This is a genomic window from Tamlana sp. s12, from assembly GCF_016767215.1.
GTDB lineage: Bacteria > Bacteroidota > Bacteroidia > Flavobacteriales > Flavobacteriaceae > Pseudotamlana > Pseudotamlana agarivorans.
In genome coordinates this window covers 3,281,356-3,298,270 of the sequence record NZ_CP068547.1, presented here as the reverse complement: position 1 = coordinate 3,298,270, position 16,915 = coordinate 3,281,356, and the positions used below count along the sequence as shown (strand labels likewise).

The 16,915-nt window shown below is 34.0% G+C and carries 17 protein-coding genes; 6 read left to right on the top strand and 11 right to left on the bottom strand.

Annotation, left to right across the window (positions count from 1 at the left end):
• Positions 1 to 159: 159 nt before the first annotated feature.
• The 6 genes from JJL45_RS14190 to JJL45_RS14165 form a co-directional block, all read right to left on the bottom strand.
• The gene (locus JJL45_RS14190) at positions 160 to 900 is read right to left on the bottom strand and encodes a shikimate dehydrogenase family protein (protein WP_068601798.1); all 741 of its coding nucleotides are present in this window, start codon (positions 898 to 900) and stop codon (positions 160 to 162) included.
• Positions 897 to 1,913, bottom strand: a complete 1,017-nt coding sequence (locus JJL45_RS14185) for a DUF368 domain-containing protein (protein WP_068601800.1) — start codon at positions 1,911 to 1,913, stop codon at positions 897 to 899. Before JJL45_RS14185 ends, JJL45_RS14190 begins: the two co-directional genes overlap by 4 nt.
• Positions 1,913 to 2,833 carry a DUF368 domain-containing protein gene (locus JJL45_RS14180; RefSeq protein WP_068601802.1) on the bottom strand — a complete coding sequence of 307 codons (921 nt, stop codon included), beginning with the start codon at positions 2,831 to 2,833 and terminating at the stop codon, positions 1,913 to 1,915. The genes JJL45_RS14185 and JJL45_RS14180 overlap by 1 nt, the downstream gene beginning before the upstream one ends.
• A gap of 50 nt (positions 2,834 to 2,883) precedes the next feature.
• Complete coding sequence (locus JJL45_RS14175; protein ID WP_067145684.1) at positions 2,884 to 4,272, bottom strand: tetratricopeptide repeat protein; 1,389 nt, start codon at positions 4,270 to 4,272, stop codon at positions 2,884 to 2,886.
• A gap of 156 nt (positions 4,273 to 4,428) precedes the next feature.
• Positions 4,429 to 5,613 carry an aspartate aminotransferase family protein gene (locus JJL45_RS14170; RefSeq protein ID WP_068601804.1) on the bottom strand — a complete coding sequence of 395 codons (1,185 nt, stop codon included), beginning with the start codon at positions 5,611 to 5,613 and terminating at the stop codon, positions 4,429 to 4,431.
• 6 nt (positions 5,614 to 5,619) lie between these two features.
• Positions 5,620 to 7,767 carry an OstA-like protein gene (locus JJL45_RS14165; RefSeq protein WP_068601806.1) on the bottom strand — a complete coding sequence of 716 codons (2,148 nt, stop codon included), beginning with the start codon at positions 7,765 to 7,767 and terminating at the stop codon, positions 5,620 to 5,622.
• Between the two features lie 172 nt (positions 7,768 to 7,939).
• Between JJL45_RS14165 and JJL45_RS14160 the strand changes: the two genes are divergently transcribed.
• Entirely contained in the window at positions 7,940 to 8,509 is a 570-nt protein-coding gene (locus JJL45_RS14160; protein WP_068601808.1) for a Crp/Fnr family transcriptional regulator, read from the top strand.
• A 57-nt stretch (positions 8,510 to 8,566) separates the two neighbouring features.
• Positions 8,567 to 8,989: an SRPBCC domain-containing protein gene (locus JJL45_RS14155; RefSeq protein ID WP_068602457.1), complete on the top strand. Its 423-nt coding sequence runs from the start codon at positions 8,567 to 8,569 to the stop codon at positions 8,987 to 8,989.
• A 70-nt stretch (positions 8,990 to 9,059) separates the two neighbouring features.
• Here the strand turns inward: JJL45_RS14155 and JJL45_RS14150 are convergent, their stop codons facing one another.
• The 4 genes from JJL45_RS14150 to JJL45_RS14135 form a co-directional block, all read right to left on the bottom strand.
• A complete protein-coding gene (locus JJL45_RS14150) occupies positions 9,060 to 10,337 on the bottom strand; it encodes an adenylosuccinate synthase (protein ID WP_068601811.1) in 1,278 nt (425 codons plus the stop codon).
• An 8-nt stretch (positions 10,338 to 10,345) separates the two neighbouring features.
• Entirely contained in the window at positions 10,346 to 10,804 is a 459-nt protein-coding gene (locus tag JJL45_RS14145; protein ID WP_067145697.1) for a Fur family transcriptional regulator, read from the bottom strand.
• Positions 10,805 to 10,832: 28 nt separating this feature from the next.
• Positions 10,833 to 13,052: a RelA/SpoT family protein gene (locus JJL45_RS14140; RefSeq protein WP_068601813.1), complete on the bottom strand. Its 2,220-nt coding sequence runs from the start codon at positions 13,050 to 13,052 to the stop codon at positions 10,833 to 10,835.
• 129 nt (positions 13,053 to 13,181) lie between these two features.
• Positions 13,182 to 13,757 carry a non-canonical purine NTP diphosphatase gene (locus JJL45_RS14135; RefSeq protein ID WP_068601815.1) on the bottom strand — a complete coding sequence of 192 codons (576 nt, stop codon included), beginning with the start codon at positions 13,755 to 13,757 and terminating at the stop codon, positions 13,182 to 13,184.
• Between the two features lie 169 nt (positions 13,758 to 13,926).
• Between JJL45_RS14135 and JJL45_RS14130 the strand changes: the two genes are divergently transcribed.
• The 3 genes from JJL45_RS14130 to JJL45_RS14120 all read left to right on the top strand — a co-directional run bounded on the left by JJL45_RS14130 (position 13,927) and on the right by JJL45_RS14120 (position 15,125).
• A complete protein-coding gene (locus JJL45_RS14130; protein ID WP_068601818.1) occupies positions 13,927 to 14,226 on the top strand; it encodes an HPF/RaiA family ribosome-associated protein in 300 nt (99 codons plus the stop codon).
• A gap of 249 nt (positions 14,227 to 14,475) precedes the next feature.
• The gene (locus tag JJL45_RS14125; protein WP_068601819.1) at positions 14,476 to 14,772 is read left to right on the top strand and encodes a type II toxin-antitoxin system HigB family toxin; all 297 of its coding nucleotides are present in this window, start codon (positions 14,476 to 14,478) and stop codon (positions 14,770 to 14,772) included.
• A 2-nt stretch (positions 14,773 to 14,774) separates the two neighbouring features.
• Positions 14,775 to 15,125, top strand: coding sequence for a type II toxin-antitoxin system HigA family antitoxin (locus JJL45_RS14120; protein ID WP_068601822.1), 351 nt, complete (start codon positions 14,775 to 14,777; stop codon positions 15,123 to 15,125).
• A gap of 231 nt (positions 15,126 to 15,356) precedes the next feature.
• On the opposite strand, the gene rlmH is transcribed toward JJL45_RS14120, so the two are convergent.
• Complete coding sequence (gene rlmH, locus JJL45_RS14115; protein WP_068601824.1) at positions 15,357 to 15,830, bottom strand: 23S rRNA (pseudouridine(1915)-N(3))-methyltransferase RlmH; 474 nt, start codon at positions 15,828 to 15,830, stop codon at positions 15,357 to 15,359.
• Between the two features lie 126 nt (positions 15,831 to 15,956).
• Here rlmH and nadC point away from each other — a divergent pair, with 126 nt between their 5' ends.
• Entirely contained in the window at positions 15,957 to 16,817 is an 861-nt protein-coding gene (gene nadC, locus JJL45_RS14110) for a carboxylating nicotinate-nucleotide diphosphorylase (protein ID WP_067145710.1), read from the top strand.
• The last annotated feature ends 98 nt before the right edge of the window (positions 16,818 to 16,915 follow it).

Here is a 16,915-nt window from a genome sequence, read left to right as displayed (position 1 = left end):
AACCTTCTTGCGTTTAATCGAAATTTAAAAATTTTTAGTCAATTGAAACCTTTTTTGAAATGCATAGCAGGGCTATGAATGAATTATGCTAAAAAATGGCCGAAAAAAGACCGTTTTTTAGCATATTAAAAAAGTTTAACCTGTTGAATTATAGAGGATTTAATAAAGATTCCAAATCGACCAAGATTTTTCGGCTTGTAGTTTTAGCATATTAGCGCCGTTTATAATAGTGGCGCCATTGTTTTTGCCATGACCCAAAAATGTCGTTTGTTCTGGATTATAAATTAAATCGAAAAGAATATGATTTTCACCTATACCTTGGTAGGGAATGTTCGGACAATCTTCTATATCTGGGAAGGTCCCTAGTGGCGTACAGTTGATAATAACTTCATGATTTTTAACATCATTTTCTGTTAGGGTATCGTATGAAAATTGTACTTGATCTAATAGTTTTCTAGAGACATAAGCGTATTCAATTCCCAATTCCTTAAGGCTATAAGCCACGGCTTTACTGGCGCCTCCTGTACCTAAAATTAAAGCTTTTTTGTGATGTGGTTTTACAAATGGTTCTAAGGTTTTTTTAAACCCATAACAGTCGGTATTGTATCCAATAAGTTTGCCTTTTTTAGTGATTCTTATGGTGTTAACAGCACCTATGGCTTTGGCTTTTTTGTTAATTTTATCAAGGTAGGGCATAACGTCCTCCTTATACGGAATGGTTACGTTTAAGCCTTTTAAATTTGGGGTGTTTTTTATGATATCTGGAAAATTTTTAATGTCTTCGATATCGAAATTTTCATAAGATGCATCTGTAATGGCTTCGTTTTCAAATTTTTCTTTGAAGTATGCTCTGGAAAATGAATAAGAAATATTTTTTCCTAATAATCCTAGTTTGTTCATGTGGTTTTTCTAGTTTTTTGTCCGTACCACTCTAATCCTAAAACAATGGCAACGCCTAAAATGATAAAGGTTAAGGCCAAGTAGGTTTCGGTATGAAGTTCTGGTATATAACGGTGGTAATTGTGTACAATATGTTGTCCTTTGGAGTCTTTTAACAAATGTCCGTTTTCATGCGTTCTATAGACGGTTTCTTTCCAAGGCCAAACCACGCCAAGTGATCCCACAATAAATCCGATAATGGAAGAAAGGGTGATGCTTTTATAGCGTTTTAAAATATAGCTCAATAAATGGGAAAAGGAGACCAAACCGGTTATTGAACCCAAGGTAAAAACGGCCAGTATTTTAAGCATTCTAATACGTTGGGCATTTTCTATAAAACTGAAATCACCAGTAATAATTTCTGAAGCGGTATCGTATAGTGCATTAACAGAATCAACTAATAGCAGCACATAATTGCCTAAAAGGATGAGGATAAAAGATCCAGAAAAACCAGGTAAAGTCATACCGGAAACGCTAATGATGCCGCAGAAAAACACAAACCACAGGTTGTCATTTTCTTTAGCAGGATTTAAAAAACTAATACTTAGACCAATGATTATACCTATACCAAGGGAAAGGTAGGTATTAGAATTCCAATCATCAAAATCTTTGTAGATGTAATAAATGGATCCGATAATCATGCCGAAGAATACGCTCCAAACATACAATTCATAATGCTTAATAAGAAAATCTAATACTTTAGAAATACTGAAGTAGCTAATAAGCATACCAAGAAAAAGCAAGCTTAAAAATCGCCCATTGATATAATGGAAAAAGCTTTTATAGCGTCCATTAAAGAGGAGTCCAAAAGCCTTTTTATTCACCTTTTTTAAGGAATAAATAAATTCTTCATAAAAGCCAGCTACAAAAGCAACCACACCACCAGAAACTCCAGGCACCTTATTGGCAGCGCCCATACCTAATCCTTTTAGAACTAGAAAAAGTTTATCGGTGAATGTTCTGGTACTTTGCATTACTGTTTTTTAGAACCTAATTTTTCAAGAATAAAAATAGTTAAAAATCCTAGAATCATTAAACCTACGGCTAAAAGCACATAATTATTACCTTCAAAATTAAAGGGTGAAATGCTTTCTTGAAGTAAAGGTGTTTTTATGCCTTTCGAGCTGGTATGCCAAGTAAGCGTGTTTTTCCATGGCCATACTTTGTTTAAAGATCCAAAAATAAAACCAGTTAAAACGGCTAATGTTACATTGTGGTAGTGTTTAAAGAGCCATTTTAATACATGACTAAAACTAAGCAACCCAATAACAGCACCGGTCCCGAAAATAATTATTTTCTTTATATCGATGTCACGTATGGCATCGCTTAAGGTTTTGTATGCCCCTATGATAATTAATATAAAAGAACCCGAAATTCCTGGGAGAATCATAGCGCAAATGGCTAGGGCACCAGCAAAGAATAAAAACAGGGAACTATCATTAGTGCCTAGAGAAGGCATTTTACTAATATAAAAAGCAACTGAAGCACCTATAATAAGGGCTATAATAGTGGCTGCATTCCATTTGGTAATTTGCTTTCCAACAAAATAGATACTAGCAAGGATGAGTCCGAAAAAAAAGGACCATATTAAAATAGGATAATATAAAAGGAGGTAGTTGGCCAGTTTCATAAAAGTGACAAAACTGATTATAATACCTGTTAAAAGGGCTAAAATAAAATTGCCATTAAGCTGTGCCCAAAAGGCTTTAAAACCTTTACTGAACAGTGTTTTAAAAAGGGATGCATTAACATTGCTTATCGTGGAAATTAACTCTTCATAAATTCCAGAAATAAAAGCGATTGTTCCTCCAGAAACCCCTGGAACGGCATCGGCAGCCCCCATAGCTAACCCTTTAAATGTAATGATTAAGTAGTCACTAAAACGTCGTTGCATAGTCGGTTTTTTAAGAAAACCAAAGGTATACAATTTAATTAAAGGATGTGTTACAGATTTGTTTTAAGTATTTTCTTTACCAACCGTTTATTAGAAACTTTTGGAAACAATTCATCAATAATAAAATAGTATTCATGATTGTGTTTTAGGCCGTTTTTTAAATGAAAACTCCCCTTGTCATTTTCGTTTAATTGAAAATATAAGCCTGCCAATCGGTATTCAATCTCGGCATTTTCCGGATAAAACTCTATGGCTTGTTCGAAGTTATATATCGCAGCTTCAGCTTCACCTAATTTTATTAGTAAATCGCCACGTGATAACCAGGTGTTTAACTCGTAATTTCCTAATTCTAAGGTTTTTTTGTATCCTCTTTCGGCTTCTTCAAAGAAATTTAGCCTGTGGTTAATTTGTGAATAAAGCTTCCAATACGTCACATTTTCAGAATCGATATTTATCGCTTTATTTATATAGTATAAGGCTTTTTGGTAGTCGTTCTTTTTTTTGTAAAACTTGGTTATGGCTATCCAACCTTTATCTAATAAGGGATCCTCATGAACGGTTCTGTCATAATATTGAAGCGCTAACTCATGGTTTCCTAATTGTTCGTAGCAGTTTCCAATTCGCAGTAATGCAAAAGAAGTAGGGTCGTCTAGAGTTAACGTAATCGTATAATTTTCAATGGCATCTTTAAAACGTTTTAGTTTTTCTAAAACTTTTCCACGCTCTAAATAGGCGCCAACAAAAGTATCATCGGAAATGATGGCAAAGTCGTAAGCTGCTAAAGCCTTTTTATAATCTTTTAAAAGATAATATTGTTTACCTAACTGGTGCCAAGCGACTTCACAGTATGGATTTTTATCTAAAAATAGGTTTAAATATGAAATGGCGTCTTCATGCTGATTTAAAAATTCAAAGCAATAAATGATGTTATATAAAGCCGAGTAATCTTCCAGATCGGATTCTAAACATTTCATGAAGTAAACTTTAGCTTCTTCAAAATTGTCTAAAAATAAATATTCCATTCCTATAAGGGAATAAAGGTCTATAACATCATCGGTAAGTTCTAGTGCCTTTTTTAAAACAGAAATAGCCTGTTTATGATCATCTTGTTTAGAAAAAATATTGGCTTTTTGAATGTAGATTTCCTCGTTATTAGGATCTAAACTATACAATTCACTTAATAAGGTGTCGGCTTCTATGAGTTTGTCTTCGAAAACAAATATTTCAACTTTAAAAAGCCTTAAGTTGATGGACGTTGGATGTTGATCTAATCCTAACTTAATAGCTTTCTTTGCCAATGCTATTTTACCCTGATTAAGATAATGATGAATGATGTTTTCAAATTCTTCAGAATCAAAGAATAAAACATGATTTGTTTTTAACATCGATTCAAACTTGGTAAGCGGCAAATTATTGTTGTCATCCTGACTAAACTCCATATGCACATTTGTGAGGTTCAACTTTATTAAAGTTACTATTCTATTTTAAGGTTAGTCGTAAAAGGACTAAATGTTTTCAACAAAGTAATCAACAAAGGTCGTGTTTTGTCGAAGATTTATTTGTTTGTGGTTGATAATCAAATGGTTAAATTTTGGTCAAGAAGACTGAATTTCATCAAGAATGTCTAAAATCACCTGACATCCTTCAATTATTTCTTCATTTGAAACCGTTAAAGGCGGGGTAATTCTTACTGCTTTAGGCTCAAAAAGTAGCCAGAACAAGATTAATCCGCGGTCTTGAGCGGTTAAAATCAGCTGGTTTACAATGTCAGGCGTTGGTAAAATTAAGGCTAACATAAGGCCTTTTCCTCTTATTTCTGAAATTAATGAGTGTACCAAATGCTTTTTAAAAAGGGCTTCTTTTTCTAAAGCTTCGGCCATTAAATTGGTTTCTGTAATTTCCTTTAAGGTCGCTAAAGCTGAAGCTGCAATTACGGGATGCCCTCCAAACGTGGTAATATGACCAAGTTTGGGTTTATCTTGTAATAAATCCATAAGGGCACTAGACGTGGTAAACGCTCCTATGGGCATACCGCCACCAAGGCCTTTCCCCGATACGATAATATCTGGAATACAGTTGTAGTTTTCAAATCCGAAAAGTTTTCCTGTACGGCCGATACCAGGCTGAATTTCATCTAAAATTAAAAGGGCGCCAACCTCATGGCATCGTGCTCTAACTTTAGCCAAGTAATCATCTTGAGGCTCAATAAACCCAGCGCCACCTTGAATGGTTTCTAAAATCACACAGGCTGTTTTACATGTGATTAGATTTAAATCTTCTTCAACGTTAAATTGAATAAACCTTACATCAGGAATTAACGGTCTGAAAGCTTGTTTACGCTCTTCATAACCCATAACACTCATAGAACCCATGGTGTTGCCGTGATAAGCAGTTTTTGCAGCTATAAATTCGCTACGGCCTGTTGCGCGTCTAGCTAGTTTTAAGGCGCCTTCAATCGCTTCTGTGCCAGAATTGGTTAAATAGGTTTTTTCGAAAGGAGCGGGTAGTTGTTTAGCGATAAGTTTGGTCAGTTCCACGGCGGGTTGCTGTGCATATTCACCGTAAACCATGACGTGCATGTATTTGTCCAGTTGCGTTTTTATGGCGCTAACTACTTTTGGGTGGTTATGACCTAATGGGCAAGCTGAAACTCCAGCAACAAAATCTAAATACCTTTTGTTCGAGGTATCATAAATATACGAGCCAGAAGCATGCGATACTTCCATGGCCAACGGGTGTGTGGAAGTTTGCGCTTGGTATTTAAAAAAATCTGAAATCATATACTGTTATTCCTTTTTTACTTCAATAACTTTTGCGCCCCACATGTATATGGTGTCGTCGGTTTGAATATCACTAATTAAACATCGCAACTTGCTGCCGTCTGCTTTTTTAGTGCCCGTTAGGGTATATTCCTTCCAGTCATCAGTAAGGTTGATAACTAGGGTGTTATAAACGGCATAATCTTTATCCGCTCTTTGAAAACGTAGTCTTGTTTTTCCTTTGCCTTTCATCCAAATTGAGAATTTGAAAGTACCTTCGGTATGGCTTAATACTTGATAAATATGACCGTCGCTTTCTCCTAGCCCCGTAATTTCATCGGCGACACTTTTACCGTCAGGCGTTGCCATGGAGCTAATGTTTGCTTTAACGGCCGATTTAAACCATCTTGGATGCTCAAATTCATTAGGGTATTCAATCAAGTTTTTTGACTCATGGTCAATAGGAATATTTCTAGCAGCTTTATTATGATGAGGTTCCCCTTTTCCTGCTAATTTTATGCGCTCCAACATGTCTTGATCAAAGAATTGACCCGATGGTATATAATCTTCGAGGCCTTTAATAACAGGTAATTCCAACGGAGGGTCGTCATTAAAGAGGTCTTCTACGCTTTTGGGGCGTTCCTCTTCACGCCAATCGAAACCCTTGAGGCGTTTGTCTTTTTGAGGGTATTTCGATTCCGGAATTAAATCGCCGTCTACTTGGTTAAATCTGGAATATTCTTCAATATCGCCTTCAGCAAATAATATTTTAATACTTCCCGACTTGGCTTTATCAATCCCTATAAGTTCTTGGTTTTCATTACGTGCGTAGAATATGGATTCGGCATTTTTAATGATGTTAACCTCTCTTAAAACATTTTCATCATTAAATAACCCCACCAGTCTTAAGCCGTAAATTTGGTTGTATCCATCTGTACTTAAAGTGTCTTTGCTAATAATGAAAGCATGGTTAAAAACTAAAAGTGAATCTATTTTTTCTGTTTTATTATTTGAAATTAAATGAATGGTATCACCGGTCATTTGGTTTTCGAAATTCCATAAGACGGGTTTACGTGCTTTTGCAAATTTATCGCCAGCCGATAGCCTCGGAATGTTTATTAATTTGGTGATCCCTGTTTTTTGATTCGCATAAATAGAATCTGATTTCCCTGTAATATCCGATTTAAAAAGTTTGGCGTTATAGTAAGCATTCACAATACGATTATCGGGTTTTCCGGTAACCATAATTTTATCGGCGTGCATGAACACAGAATCTTTTTCTTGAACGGTTATGGCTAAGGCTCGTTTGGTAATAAAAAGGGAGTCTTTTGCCTTGTAAACTTCGGCATAATGCCCTTTTATCACACTTTTATTGAGGGTGTCTGTTACTTTGATGTTATTGGTTGCTGATGCAAAGTTTTGATTGTTATCAAAATATAAACTGTCTCCTTCAATAATTCTATGGTCGTAATCTATTCTCGCATTTTTAATGGCGTATCCGACTTCTAATTTGGTGTCATAAAATCCTTTTTCACAATAGGTTTTACTGGTTTCAGTGGTGATGGTGGAAGGTCCAAAAAGATAAGCAAAGCCCGTATCAGAATAAAAATCGAAGTAATCAGAATTGATGGTTGATTCTTTATTAACTAAAACCACATCTTTTACAAATTGGTATTTTTTGATATCCATGTAATATCTACCAATTTTACTTGTTATCGTACCAGATGAATCTTTTACAACTTTACCACCATTTCTATAAAAAGCTTGTTGTTTTACACGATCAAAGTAAAGGGTGTCTGATGTTATTGTTGAATGCGGGTCTGTTAAAACCACGTCGCCACTAGCAAAAGCAAGTTCGGTTATACCACTATACTCCACATATTTGGAAGTCATATTAATCGTGTCGCCTTGTTTTACAGAAACATTACCGTAAGCTTCCACAAAATTTTCTTCACCGTAGTGAATGGCTTTGTCGCACCACATGTTGGAGCCGCCATGAATAATATGAACTTGTTGCTTGTCGTCACGGGTGAGAACCTTCGCACCAGGATAATTTTCTTCGTCTATGGTGAGTTTACCAGCGTACTCAATTTGAATTTTACGTTTCTCTTGAGCGTTATTTACTGAAACAAAACAAACAATTAATAATAATAGTAAGACTTGAAGTTTATTCAAAGTATAAAAAATTTGTCGCAAAAATAACGATTAAAAAAATGATTTATGATATGGAAACAAAAAACGCTTCAAAAATTATGTTGCATTCTACAATTAATAAATATGATCACTTTGAATAATGCCATATGTTTTATATTATCGTATTATTTAATGTGAAAATACACTCAATAAATTGACAGAATTACAAAATTATATCTCGACTTACTTTGGTGTTACCAACCAGGATATGGAGAAAATAACTGCCTTATTCAAAGAGGAAATACTCAAAAAAGGCGAATATTTCACAAAGTCTGGTCAATATTGTGAAAAACTGAGTTTTCAAAGAAGTGGATTTATTCGAGTGTTTGCAAATGCTAATGATAAGGAAATAACGCAATGGATTTCTTGTAAAGGCTATTTTATAACCGATTTGTACAGCTTCGCTTTTAAGCAGAGAGCAAGATGGAACATACAAGCTTTAACAGATTGTGCACTTTATACCATTGATAAGGAAAATTATGCCCTTTTAAACAAACTCTTACCAAATTGGGTAGAGCTGGAAAAACAATTTATTGCCAGTTGTTTTGTTCAATTAGAAGATCGGGTTTTTAGTCATTTATCACTTAGTGCTGAAGAACGATATGATAAACTTTTTGAGAGTAACAAGGTGCTTTTTAATCAAGTTCCTCTGCAGTATATCGCATCCATGTTAGGTATGTCTCCCGAAACGTTCAGCCGAATTAGGAATAAAAAGATTTCTTGATTTTTGTCAAGAGCAACAACTCAAATTGCAACGAACTTTGTCAAAAAAATGATTCTTATGGCAAAGCAAATAAATACGTCGATAACAATAAACGCAACCAAAGAGAAAATATGGAGCATATTAACGGACTTCGAAAATTATCCGAAATGGAATTCTTTTATTAGGTCCGTTTCTGGAGATGTCAAAGTTGGAAATCAAATCGTTATAAAGCTACAAGGAATGACGTTTAAACCAACGGTGTTGGTCTTAAATGAAAACAGCGAATTGAAATGGCTTGGTCATCTTTGGTTTAAGGGGCTTTTCGATGGAGAACATAAATTTATTCTGACTGATAATGGAAATGGTACAACCAATTTTGAGCAGAGTGAACAATTTAGTGGCATTTTGGTGAAATTGTTTTCTAAGAGCCTGGATAAGGATACCAAGAGTGGGTTTGAGAAAATGAATATGGAATTAAAGGAACTTGCGGAAAAGGATTAAGTAAAATCCAAGTACAAAAAAGACCACATTTAATGTGGTCTTTTTTGTATTTTAAAATGTATCAACGCTACTATTTCTGTCTAAAAATAGTTTGTTTTCTGTCTGGTCCAACAGATACAATAGTAATAGGCGTTTCTAATTCTTTTTCTAAAAATTCGATGTAGTCGTTTAGAGCTTTTGGCATTTGAGAAGCTTCAGACATTTCTGTTAAATCTTCATTCCAACCACTAAATTCAGTATAAACAGGTTCTACATTTTCTGGTTCTATATTATATGGAAGATGCGAGATTTCTTCACCTTTATATTTGTAAGCTGTACATACTTTTAAGGTTTTAAAACCAGAAAGCACATCACCTTTCATCATCATTAATTGAGTTACCCCATTAACTTGACAAGCATATTTTAAAGCCACAAGGTCTAACCAACCACAACGTCTTGGTCGTCCTGTAGTAGCTCCAAATTCATTTCCAACTTTGGCCATAGTTGCACCATCTTCATCAAAAAGTTCGGTAGGGAATGGGCCAGATCCAACACGTGTGGTGTAAGCTTTAAAAATACCAAAAACTTCTCCTATTTGATTTGGGGCAACACCTAAACCTGTACAAGCACCAGCAGCAGTTGTATTACTAGATGTTACAAACGGATAAGTTCCGAAGTCGATATCTAATAATGAACCTTGAGCACCTTCAGCAAGAATGGATTGCCCAGATTTTTGAGATTGGTATATATATTCTTCAGAATCGATAAATTTTAAAGATTTTAAAACTTCAACAGCTTTAAAAAATTCAACTTCTAACTCTTCTAAGTTGTATTCTAATTCAACATTGTAAAATTTAATCATTGACTCGTGTTTATCAGCCAATGCTCTGTAGCGTTCTTTCCAGTCGCTTAGTTCTAAATCACCAACACGAATACCGTTTCTTCCAGTTTTATCCATGTAAGTTGGGCCAATTCCTTTAAGGGTCGATCCAATTTTAGCTTTACCTTTTGAAGCTTCACTAGCAGCATCTAATAAACGATGCGTAGGTAAAATGATATGTGCTTTTCTTGAAATAAGTAATGATTTTCTATAATCAACGTCTTGTTCTTCAAGTTTATCAAGTTCACCTTTAAAAATTACAGGGTCTATAACAACGCCGTTTCCTACTAAATTGGTAGCGTTATCATGGAAAATTCCTGAAGGAATAGTATGTAAAACATGTTTTTTACCGTTAAAAACTAGAGTGTGTCCTGCATTTGGACCACCTTGAAAACGAGCTATAATATTATAGTTTGTGGTAAGAACGTCAACAATCTTTCCTTTGCCTTCGTCTCCCCATTGTAATCCTAGTAGTAAGTCTACCGCCATTGTGAATATTAGTTATTTGTTGTTGATTTTCTATTTCCGTAAAAATAGAGTGAGTGGTTGTTAATTTTAATATCGAAAACTTCTTCAATAGTTTTTTTGATCGATTCAATTCTAGGGTCACAAAACTCTATCACTTCACCGGTATCGGTCAATATAACATGGTCATGTTGTCTATCGAAGTATGATTTCTCGTAATGGGCTTGGTTTTGTCCGAATTGATGTTTTCTTACCAAACCACATTCTAAAAGTAGTTCTATAGTGTTATAAAGTGTTGCGCGAGATACGCGGTACTTTTTGTTTTTCATATTAAGATATAGAGACTCTATATCAAAATGTTCTTCACTATTATATATTTCCTGCAATATAGCATAACGTTCTGGCGTTTTACGGTGCCCGTTATTTTCTAAAAAGCTCGTAAAAACATTTTTTACGATATCCTGATTTTTTGTATCCGATTTTGCATTCATAATTTCCGTGTGCAAATTTACACATTTTTTACACTCTAGTAACCTTATCTATACCATTAATTTTTTTTAGTTTTTCAAGAATCTTTTTAATAATGGTGTTGTTTTTTACTACAAGGTTGATTTTTCCAGAGAACAAGCCGTCCTCGCTTTCAAAACTAATGCTTTTCATATTAACATGCATATTTTCTGAAACAATGGTAGTAATTTCGTTAACAAGGCCGATATGGTCTATTCCTGTGAGCTTAATTTGCGCCATAAATTCTTGCTGGGTGGAATCTACCCATTTGGCGGTCATGATGCGGTAAGCGTAGTTAGACTGCAAACTTAAGGCATTCGGACAGTTTTTTTTGTGTACTTTAATACCTTCGGAGACGGTTAAAAAGCCAAAAACACTATCTCCAGGGATTGGGTTGCAACAATTAGCGAGTTTGTAATCCAGTTTTTCAGCTTCTTTTCCAAAAACTAATGAATCGTAATTTGTTGTAACCTCGTTTTTCTCTAATTCTTCTTTAGTAATATTCGCTTTTCTGGTAATTTTACTCTTAATGAAAGACATTAAAGCATTACTACGCGAAGCTGCAAAGTTTTTAATCATGACATTGTCTATAGAGCCAATGCCTACACGATAAAACAAATCTAAACTCGTTTTTAGCTTAAAGTATCTAACAAGTTCGTTAATCGTTTTTTCGTTAAGTGTAATTTTTAATTGTTTTAGTTTACGACGTAATATTTCTTTACCGTCTTCACCAACACGTTTTCGGTCTTCTTTTAAAGCCGATTTTATTTTTCCTCTTGCTCTGGCTGTTGTTGCGTAATCGAGCCAGTTCGGATTTGGTTTAGCACTTTCGGAAGTTAATATTTCAACTTGGTCTCCTGTTTCAAGTACATGACTTAGGGTTACCAGTTTTCCGTTTACCTTAGCTCCTCTTGTTTTCATGCCAATTTCGGTATGAATACTAAAGGCAAAATCTAAAGAAGTAGCGCCTTTTGGGAGCGATTTTAAATCCCCATTAGGGGTGAAAACAAATATTTCTTGAGAATAGAGGTTGAGTTTGAACTGCTCAACGAAATCGACAGCATTAATTTCAGGACTTTCAAGAGCTTCTTGAAGTCTGTTAATCCAAGTTTCTAAACTATCTTCTTTCTCGGTGTTGTTTTTGTACTTGTAGTGAGCGGCATAACCTTTTTCTGCAATTTCGTTCATACGTTCACTACGCACTTGCACTTCAACCCAACGTCCTTTAGGTCCCATAACGGTAATGTGAAGCGCTTCGTAACCCGTGGTTTTTGGCGATGTAATCCAATCGCGCAAACGCATGGGGTTAGGTCGAAAATGATCGGTAACTATAGAATAGATTTTCCAAGCCTGAAATTTTTCATCAGCAGGCTCGCTTTTGTATATGATTCTAATGGCAAACTTATCATATACTTCATCAAAGGAAACCCCTTGGTTAAGCATTTTCTTTCTGATGGAGAAGATAGACTTTGGTCGCCCTTTTATAGAGTATTCGAACTTTTCTTTGTCTAAAGCATTTTTAATAACCTGGCTAAATTGCTCAATATAAAGATCTTGTTCTTCTTTGCTTTCTTTTATTTTAAGAAGAATATCGTTATAAACATCGGGTTCTGTATACTTTAAACTTAAATCTTCAAGTTGTGTTTTTATGTTATATAACCCAATACGATGCGCTAATGGTGCGTAAATGTATAAGGTTTCTGATGCAATTTTATCCTGTTTATCAGGACGCATGGAATCCATGGTTTGCATATTGTGAAGTCGGTCTGCAATCTTAATAATAATAACACGAACGTCATCATTAAGCGTTAAGAGCATTTTACGAAAGTTCTCGGCTTGTAACGACACATCCATGTCTTTTTCTTTACTAAGCGAAGAAATTTTGGTAAGGCCTTCTACAATGCGGGCTATGGTTTTTCCAAAGCGGTTTTCAATATCTTTAATTTCATAATCGGGACTGTCTTCAACAACATCGTGAAGTAAAGCCGCGGCAATAGAGGTGGCGTCTAATCCAATTTCTTGCGCCACAATTTTAGCCACAGCAATAGGGTGGAAGATGTAAGCTTCTCCCGATTTTCTACGCTGATTTTTATGCCCATCTAAGGCAACTTCAAAAGCACTTCTAATTAATTTTTTATCGTCACTGGTAAGTGTGGTATAACTAACTTTCAGTAGCTCCTTGTAAGCCTTAGCAATAGTGGCATTCTCTTTTTCAATGGCTTCCTCTGTCATAATTTAAAAGTAACATAAAGAATATTAACAGGCAACCTGCGTTTCGTTTTTTTAAACATTCTAAATCAAAATGTGTTTAAAATGGAATAATAATGATATTTAGGGTTAAAAAAACGATGATTTTCTAATTTAGTTTTGGTTTAAAAAGGCCACTAAAAGCGCAACAGCTTTGCCGCGATGCCCTATACTGTTTTTAAGCGATAAGGGCATTTGGGCAAATGTTTCAGTGTAACCTTCAGGTTTAAAAATAGGATCGTAACCAAAACCTTGGCTTCCCATTTTAATATCTGTAATCTCTCCTTTACAAATTCCAGTGAAATTTTGTAAAGTATCATTTAAGTGCAATGCGATTACAGTTTTGAACTGGGCGTTTCTGTTAGATTTATCTTGCAGCTCGTTTAAAAGTTTGTCCATATTATCCTGGTCATTCTTTTGTTCGCCAGCATATCTTGCAGAATATACACCTGGCGCACCGTTTAGTGCTTCAACTTCTAAACCGGTATCATCTGCAAAACAGTCATAACCATAGTTGTCTTTAATGTAATTTGCTTTTTGAATGGCATTACCTTCTATGGTGTTTTGAGTTTCAGGAATATCCTTGGTACAACCAATATCGGTTAAACTTAGTAAGGTGATATGACTTGGAATCAAAGCTTGAACTTCTTTGATTTTATTTTTATTGTTGGTTGCAAAAACGAGTTTCATAATAACTAGGATTTTAAACTTTCAAAAATACTATTATATCATATGAAATGAAAGCAGGCTGTATTTATTCTAATGAAAATTTTAATAGCATTTTATGATTTTTGTTGCGTTCACTTTTTTCTAAAACTCGTATCTTCGGAGGGATATTAATACTTAAAAGAGAACGATTATGATAGTAAATTTTCAATATGTAGGCGTAGATGTAAGTGAGACACTTTCACAATTCACAAAAGAGAAATTAGAAAAAATATTTAATAGATACGAATTTTTAATAAGCGCAGAAGTACATTTTAAACAAGATGAAAAGGATCATGATTTAGGTAAAATTTGCAATATTGAATTGAGTTTACCAGGCCCCAGAATTTTTGCAACTTCTAATGAACGTAATTTTGAAGTATCAGTAAGAGAAACTATTAGTGATTTAGAGCGTCAGCTTAAAAAGAGAAAGGAAATTTATAAAACACATTAAGATCTCAGGTAGAAGTGTGACGGATGATAAGTGACTGATTACCGAAGTTTATAATTTTAAGAAGATGATTAACACCTAGTTTTTAATCATCTTTTTTTTGTTTAAGAAACGAATAATCTAACATGCTGCACGTCCGAGTAATCACTGAAAACTGAGATAAAAGACTTTAATATTCTATGTTTGGTAATTAAGTTATCAAATATAGAATTATTTTATATCTTTGTATTTGATTTAAACCATGATTAGCAAATGCATGTTATATCGCATAAAAAATTAAAGGACTATTTTTCTAAAGAAGTGAATTCTGAAGTTGCTTTACAAGATTGGTATAAAAGAGCTAAAACTGCGGAATGGGAAAATTATTCCGATTTAAAAAATACTTTTAATTCTGCTGATAATGTTGGGAATAATAGATATGTTTTTAATGTAAAAGGGAATCATTATCGAATTGTTGCTATTGTGCGTTTTAATATTAAAAGGATATTTATAAGATGGGTGGGGAATCACTCAGAATACGATAAAATTAAGAACATAAATAAGTTGTAATCATGATAACAGATAAAGATTATATTGAGGCTAACTTAAGACTTGAAAAATTGCTTAAAATTTTGGATGATGAAGGGGAAAATGAAGCTTTAAACAATGAACTGATTTTAGTTAGTGATATTATTGAAGCTTATGAAGAAAAACATCATCCAATAGGGATGCCTAAATTAATGGATGTTATAGAGCTTCGAATGTTTGAGATGAAATTAAAGCAAAAGGATTTAGCGGTTTTGTTAGGAACTAGCGCTTCAAGAATAAGTGAAATTTTTAAAGGAAAACGGGATATTACATTAAGTCTTGCAAGATCACTTCATAAAAAATTGAATATAGATAGTGATATTATATTACAGTAAAAGATGAATTATTTCTCGAAATTAAAGAAGTGTTTTAGAGTTTGGTTTTTATAGAATATCAGAGGTCCTGACGGACGACAGGTGACTGATGACCGAAGACTATAAATCTAAAAAGATGATTAATGCCTAGTTTTTAATCATCTTTTTTTTGTTAAGAAACGCATAAACTAACATGCTGCACACCCGAGTAATTACTGAAAACAGAGACTGAAAACTGAAAACTTTTTATAATCATCGATGATGATAAGGTTCGTTTCTTAATATGGTGAAACCTCTATACAATTGTTCAATAAAAAACAGACGAATCATTTGATGCGAAAAAGTCATTTTTGAGAGTGATATTTTTCCTTGCGCTTTTTCATAAACCTCTTCTGAGAATCCGTAAGGGCCCCCAATGACAAATACCAGTTGTTTTATACCCGAATTCATATGTTTTTGTAAGTAATCTGAAAACTTTACCGAATCATATTGCTTACCTTGCTCATCAAGTAAAATTAAGGCGTCTGTAGTATTTATCTTGCTAAGTATCAGTGCGCCTTCCTTCTTTTTTTGCTGATCTTCACTTAAATTCTTAGAATTTTTAATGTCTGGAATAACCTCTAATTGAAACTTAATGTAGAAACTTAATCGTTTGATATACTCGTTAATTAAATGCGTAAGTTGTTTATTATCAGTTTTTCCAATGGTAATCAGCTTGATGGTCATATTGTAAGTTTTTTCTAATTATTTTATTAATAATGCATTAAAATAAGACTTAAATAAAAATTTCGTAAATGTAAAATTTAATAAAGTGAATCTATTTATTATTTTTGCTGCAAACAAGATTTATTTATGATAACACAAGAGCAGTTCGATTCGGAGTTGAAAATGATAATTTCTAACGCGATTAGAGAAGACGTTGGAGATGGCGATCATAGTTCGTTAGCATGTATTCCTGAAAATGCAAGAGGAAAAGCTAAGCTTTTAGTAAAAGACAAAGGTATTATTGGTGGGGTAAACTTCGCTAAAAAAGTCTTTGCTTACGTAGATAAAAACTTGAAATTAGATGTTCGTATTGAAGATGGTTCAGAGGTGACTTACGGTGATGTCGTGATGTATATTGAAGGACCTTCACAATCCATCTTAAAAGCTGAGCGTACGGTACTTAATGCGATGCAGCGTATGAGTGCTATTGCTACAAAAACACGCATGTTTGTCGATTTATTAGAAGGGACTAAAACCCGTATTTTGGATACTCGTAAAACGACTCCAGGAATTAGAGTTCTTGAAAAATGGGCTGTAAAAATTGGTGGAGGAGAGAATCACAGGTTTGCTTTGTACGATATGATCATGCTAAAAGATAATCATATAGATTTTGCAGGTGGTATTACAAAAGCTATCGAAATGACAAAAGATTATTTACAGGAAACAGGTAAAAATCTTCAAATCATGGTAGAAGCTAGAAACTTAATGGAAGTAGAAGAGATTCTTCAAAATGATGGCGTTTATAGAATTCTATTAGATAACTTCGATTATGAGGATACTAGAAAAGCTGTAAAAATTATAGGAAACAAATGCCTAACTGAATCTTCAGGGAATATCAATGAAGCTACCATAAGACATTATGCCGAATGTGGTGTAAATTATATTTCTTCAGGAGCCTTAACACATTCTGTGCATAATATGGATTTAAGTTTAAAAGCGATAAAGTAGTTTGTCGCTTTTAAAAGTTTGATTTAATCAACTTAAATCTTCTAAAGACATTTTTTATTTTAATAACTTTGTTTGGCAAACAACAAAAGCAAGTTATT

Excerpts from the sequence above, each read along its gene's own strand:
- JJL45_RS14190 (WP_068601798.1), bottom strand. The coding sequence starts at position 900 with ATGAACAAACTAGGATTATTAGGAAAAAATATTTCTTATTCATTTTCC.
- JJL45_RS14185 (WP_068601800.1), bottom strand. The coding sequence starts at position 1,913 with ATGCAAAGTACCAGAACATTCACCGATAAACTTTTTCTAGTTCTAAAA.
- JJL45_RS14180 (WP_068601802.1), bottom strand. The coding sequence starts at position 2,833 with ATGCAACGACGTTTTAGTGACTACTTAATCATTACATTTAAAGGGTTA.
- JJL45_RS14175 (WP_067145684.1), bottom strand. The coding sequence starts at position 4,272 with ATGGAGTTTAGTCAGGATGACAACAATAATTTGCCGCTTACCAAGTTT.
- JJL45_RS14170 (WP_068601804.1), bottom strand. The coding sequence starts at position 5,613 with ATGATTTCAGATTTTTTTAAATACCAAGCGCAAACTTCCACACACCCG.
- JJL45_RS14155 (WP_068602457.1), top strand. The coding sequence starts at position 8,567 with ATGGCAAAGCAAATAAATACGTCGATAACAATAAACGCAACCAAAGAG.
- JJL45_RS14150 (WP_068601811.1), bottom strand. The coding sequence starts at position 10,337 with ATGGCGGTAGACTTACTACTAGGATTACAATGGGGAGACGAAGGCAAA.
- JJL45_RS14145 (WP_067145697.1), bottom strand. The coding sequence starts at position 10,804 with ATGAATGCAAAATCGGATACAAAAAATCAGGATATCGTAAAAAATGTT.
- JJL45_RS14140 (WP_068601813.1), bottom strand. The coding sequence starts at position 13,052 with ATGACAGAGGAAGCCATTGAAAAAGAGAATGCCACTATTGCTAAGGCT.
- JJL45_RS14135 (WP_068601815.1), bottom strand. The coding sequence starts at position 13,757 with ATGAAACTCGTTTTTGCAACCAACAATAAAAATAAAATCAAAGAAGTT.
- JJL45_RS14130 (WP_068601818.1), top strand. The coding sequence starts at position 13,927 with ATGATAGTAAATTTTCAATATGTAGGCGTAGATGTAAGTGAGACACTT.
- JJL45_RS14125 (WP_068601819.1), top strand. The coding sequence starts at position 14,476 with ATGCATGTTATATCGCATAAAAAATTAAAGGACTATTTTTCTAAAGAA.
- JJL45_RS14120 (WP_068601822.1), top strand. The coding sequence starts at position 14,775 with ATGATAACAGATAAAGATTATATTGAGGCTAACTTAAGACTTGAAAAA.
- rlmH (WP_068601824.1), bottom strand. The coding sequence starts at position 15,830 with ATGACCATCAAGCTGATTACCATTGGAAAAACTGATAATAAACAACTT.
- nadC (WP_067145710.1), top strand. The coding sequence starts at position 15,957 with ATGATAACACAAGAGCAGTTCGATTCGGAGTTGAAAATGATAATTTCT.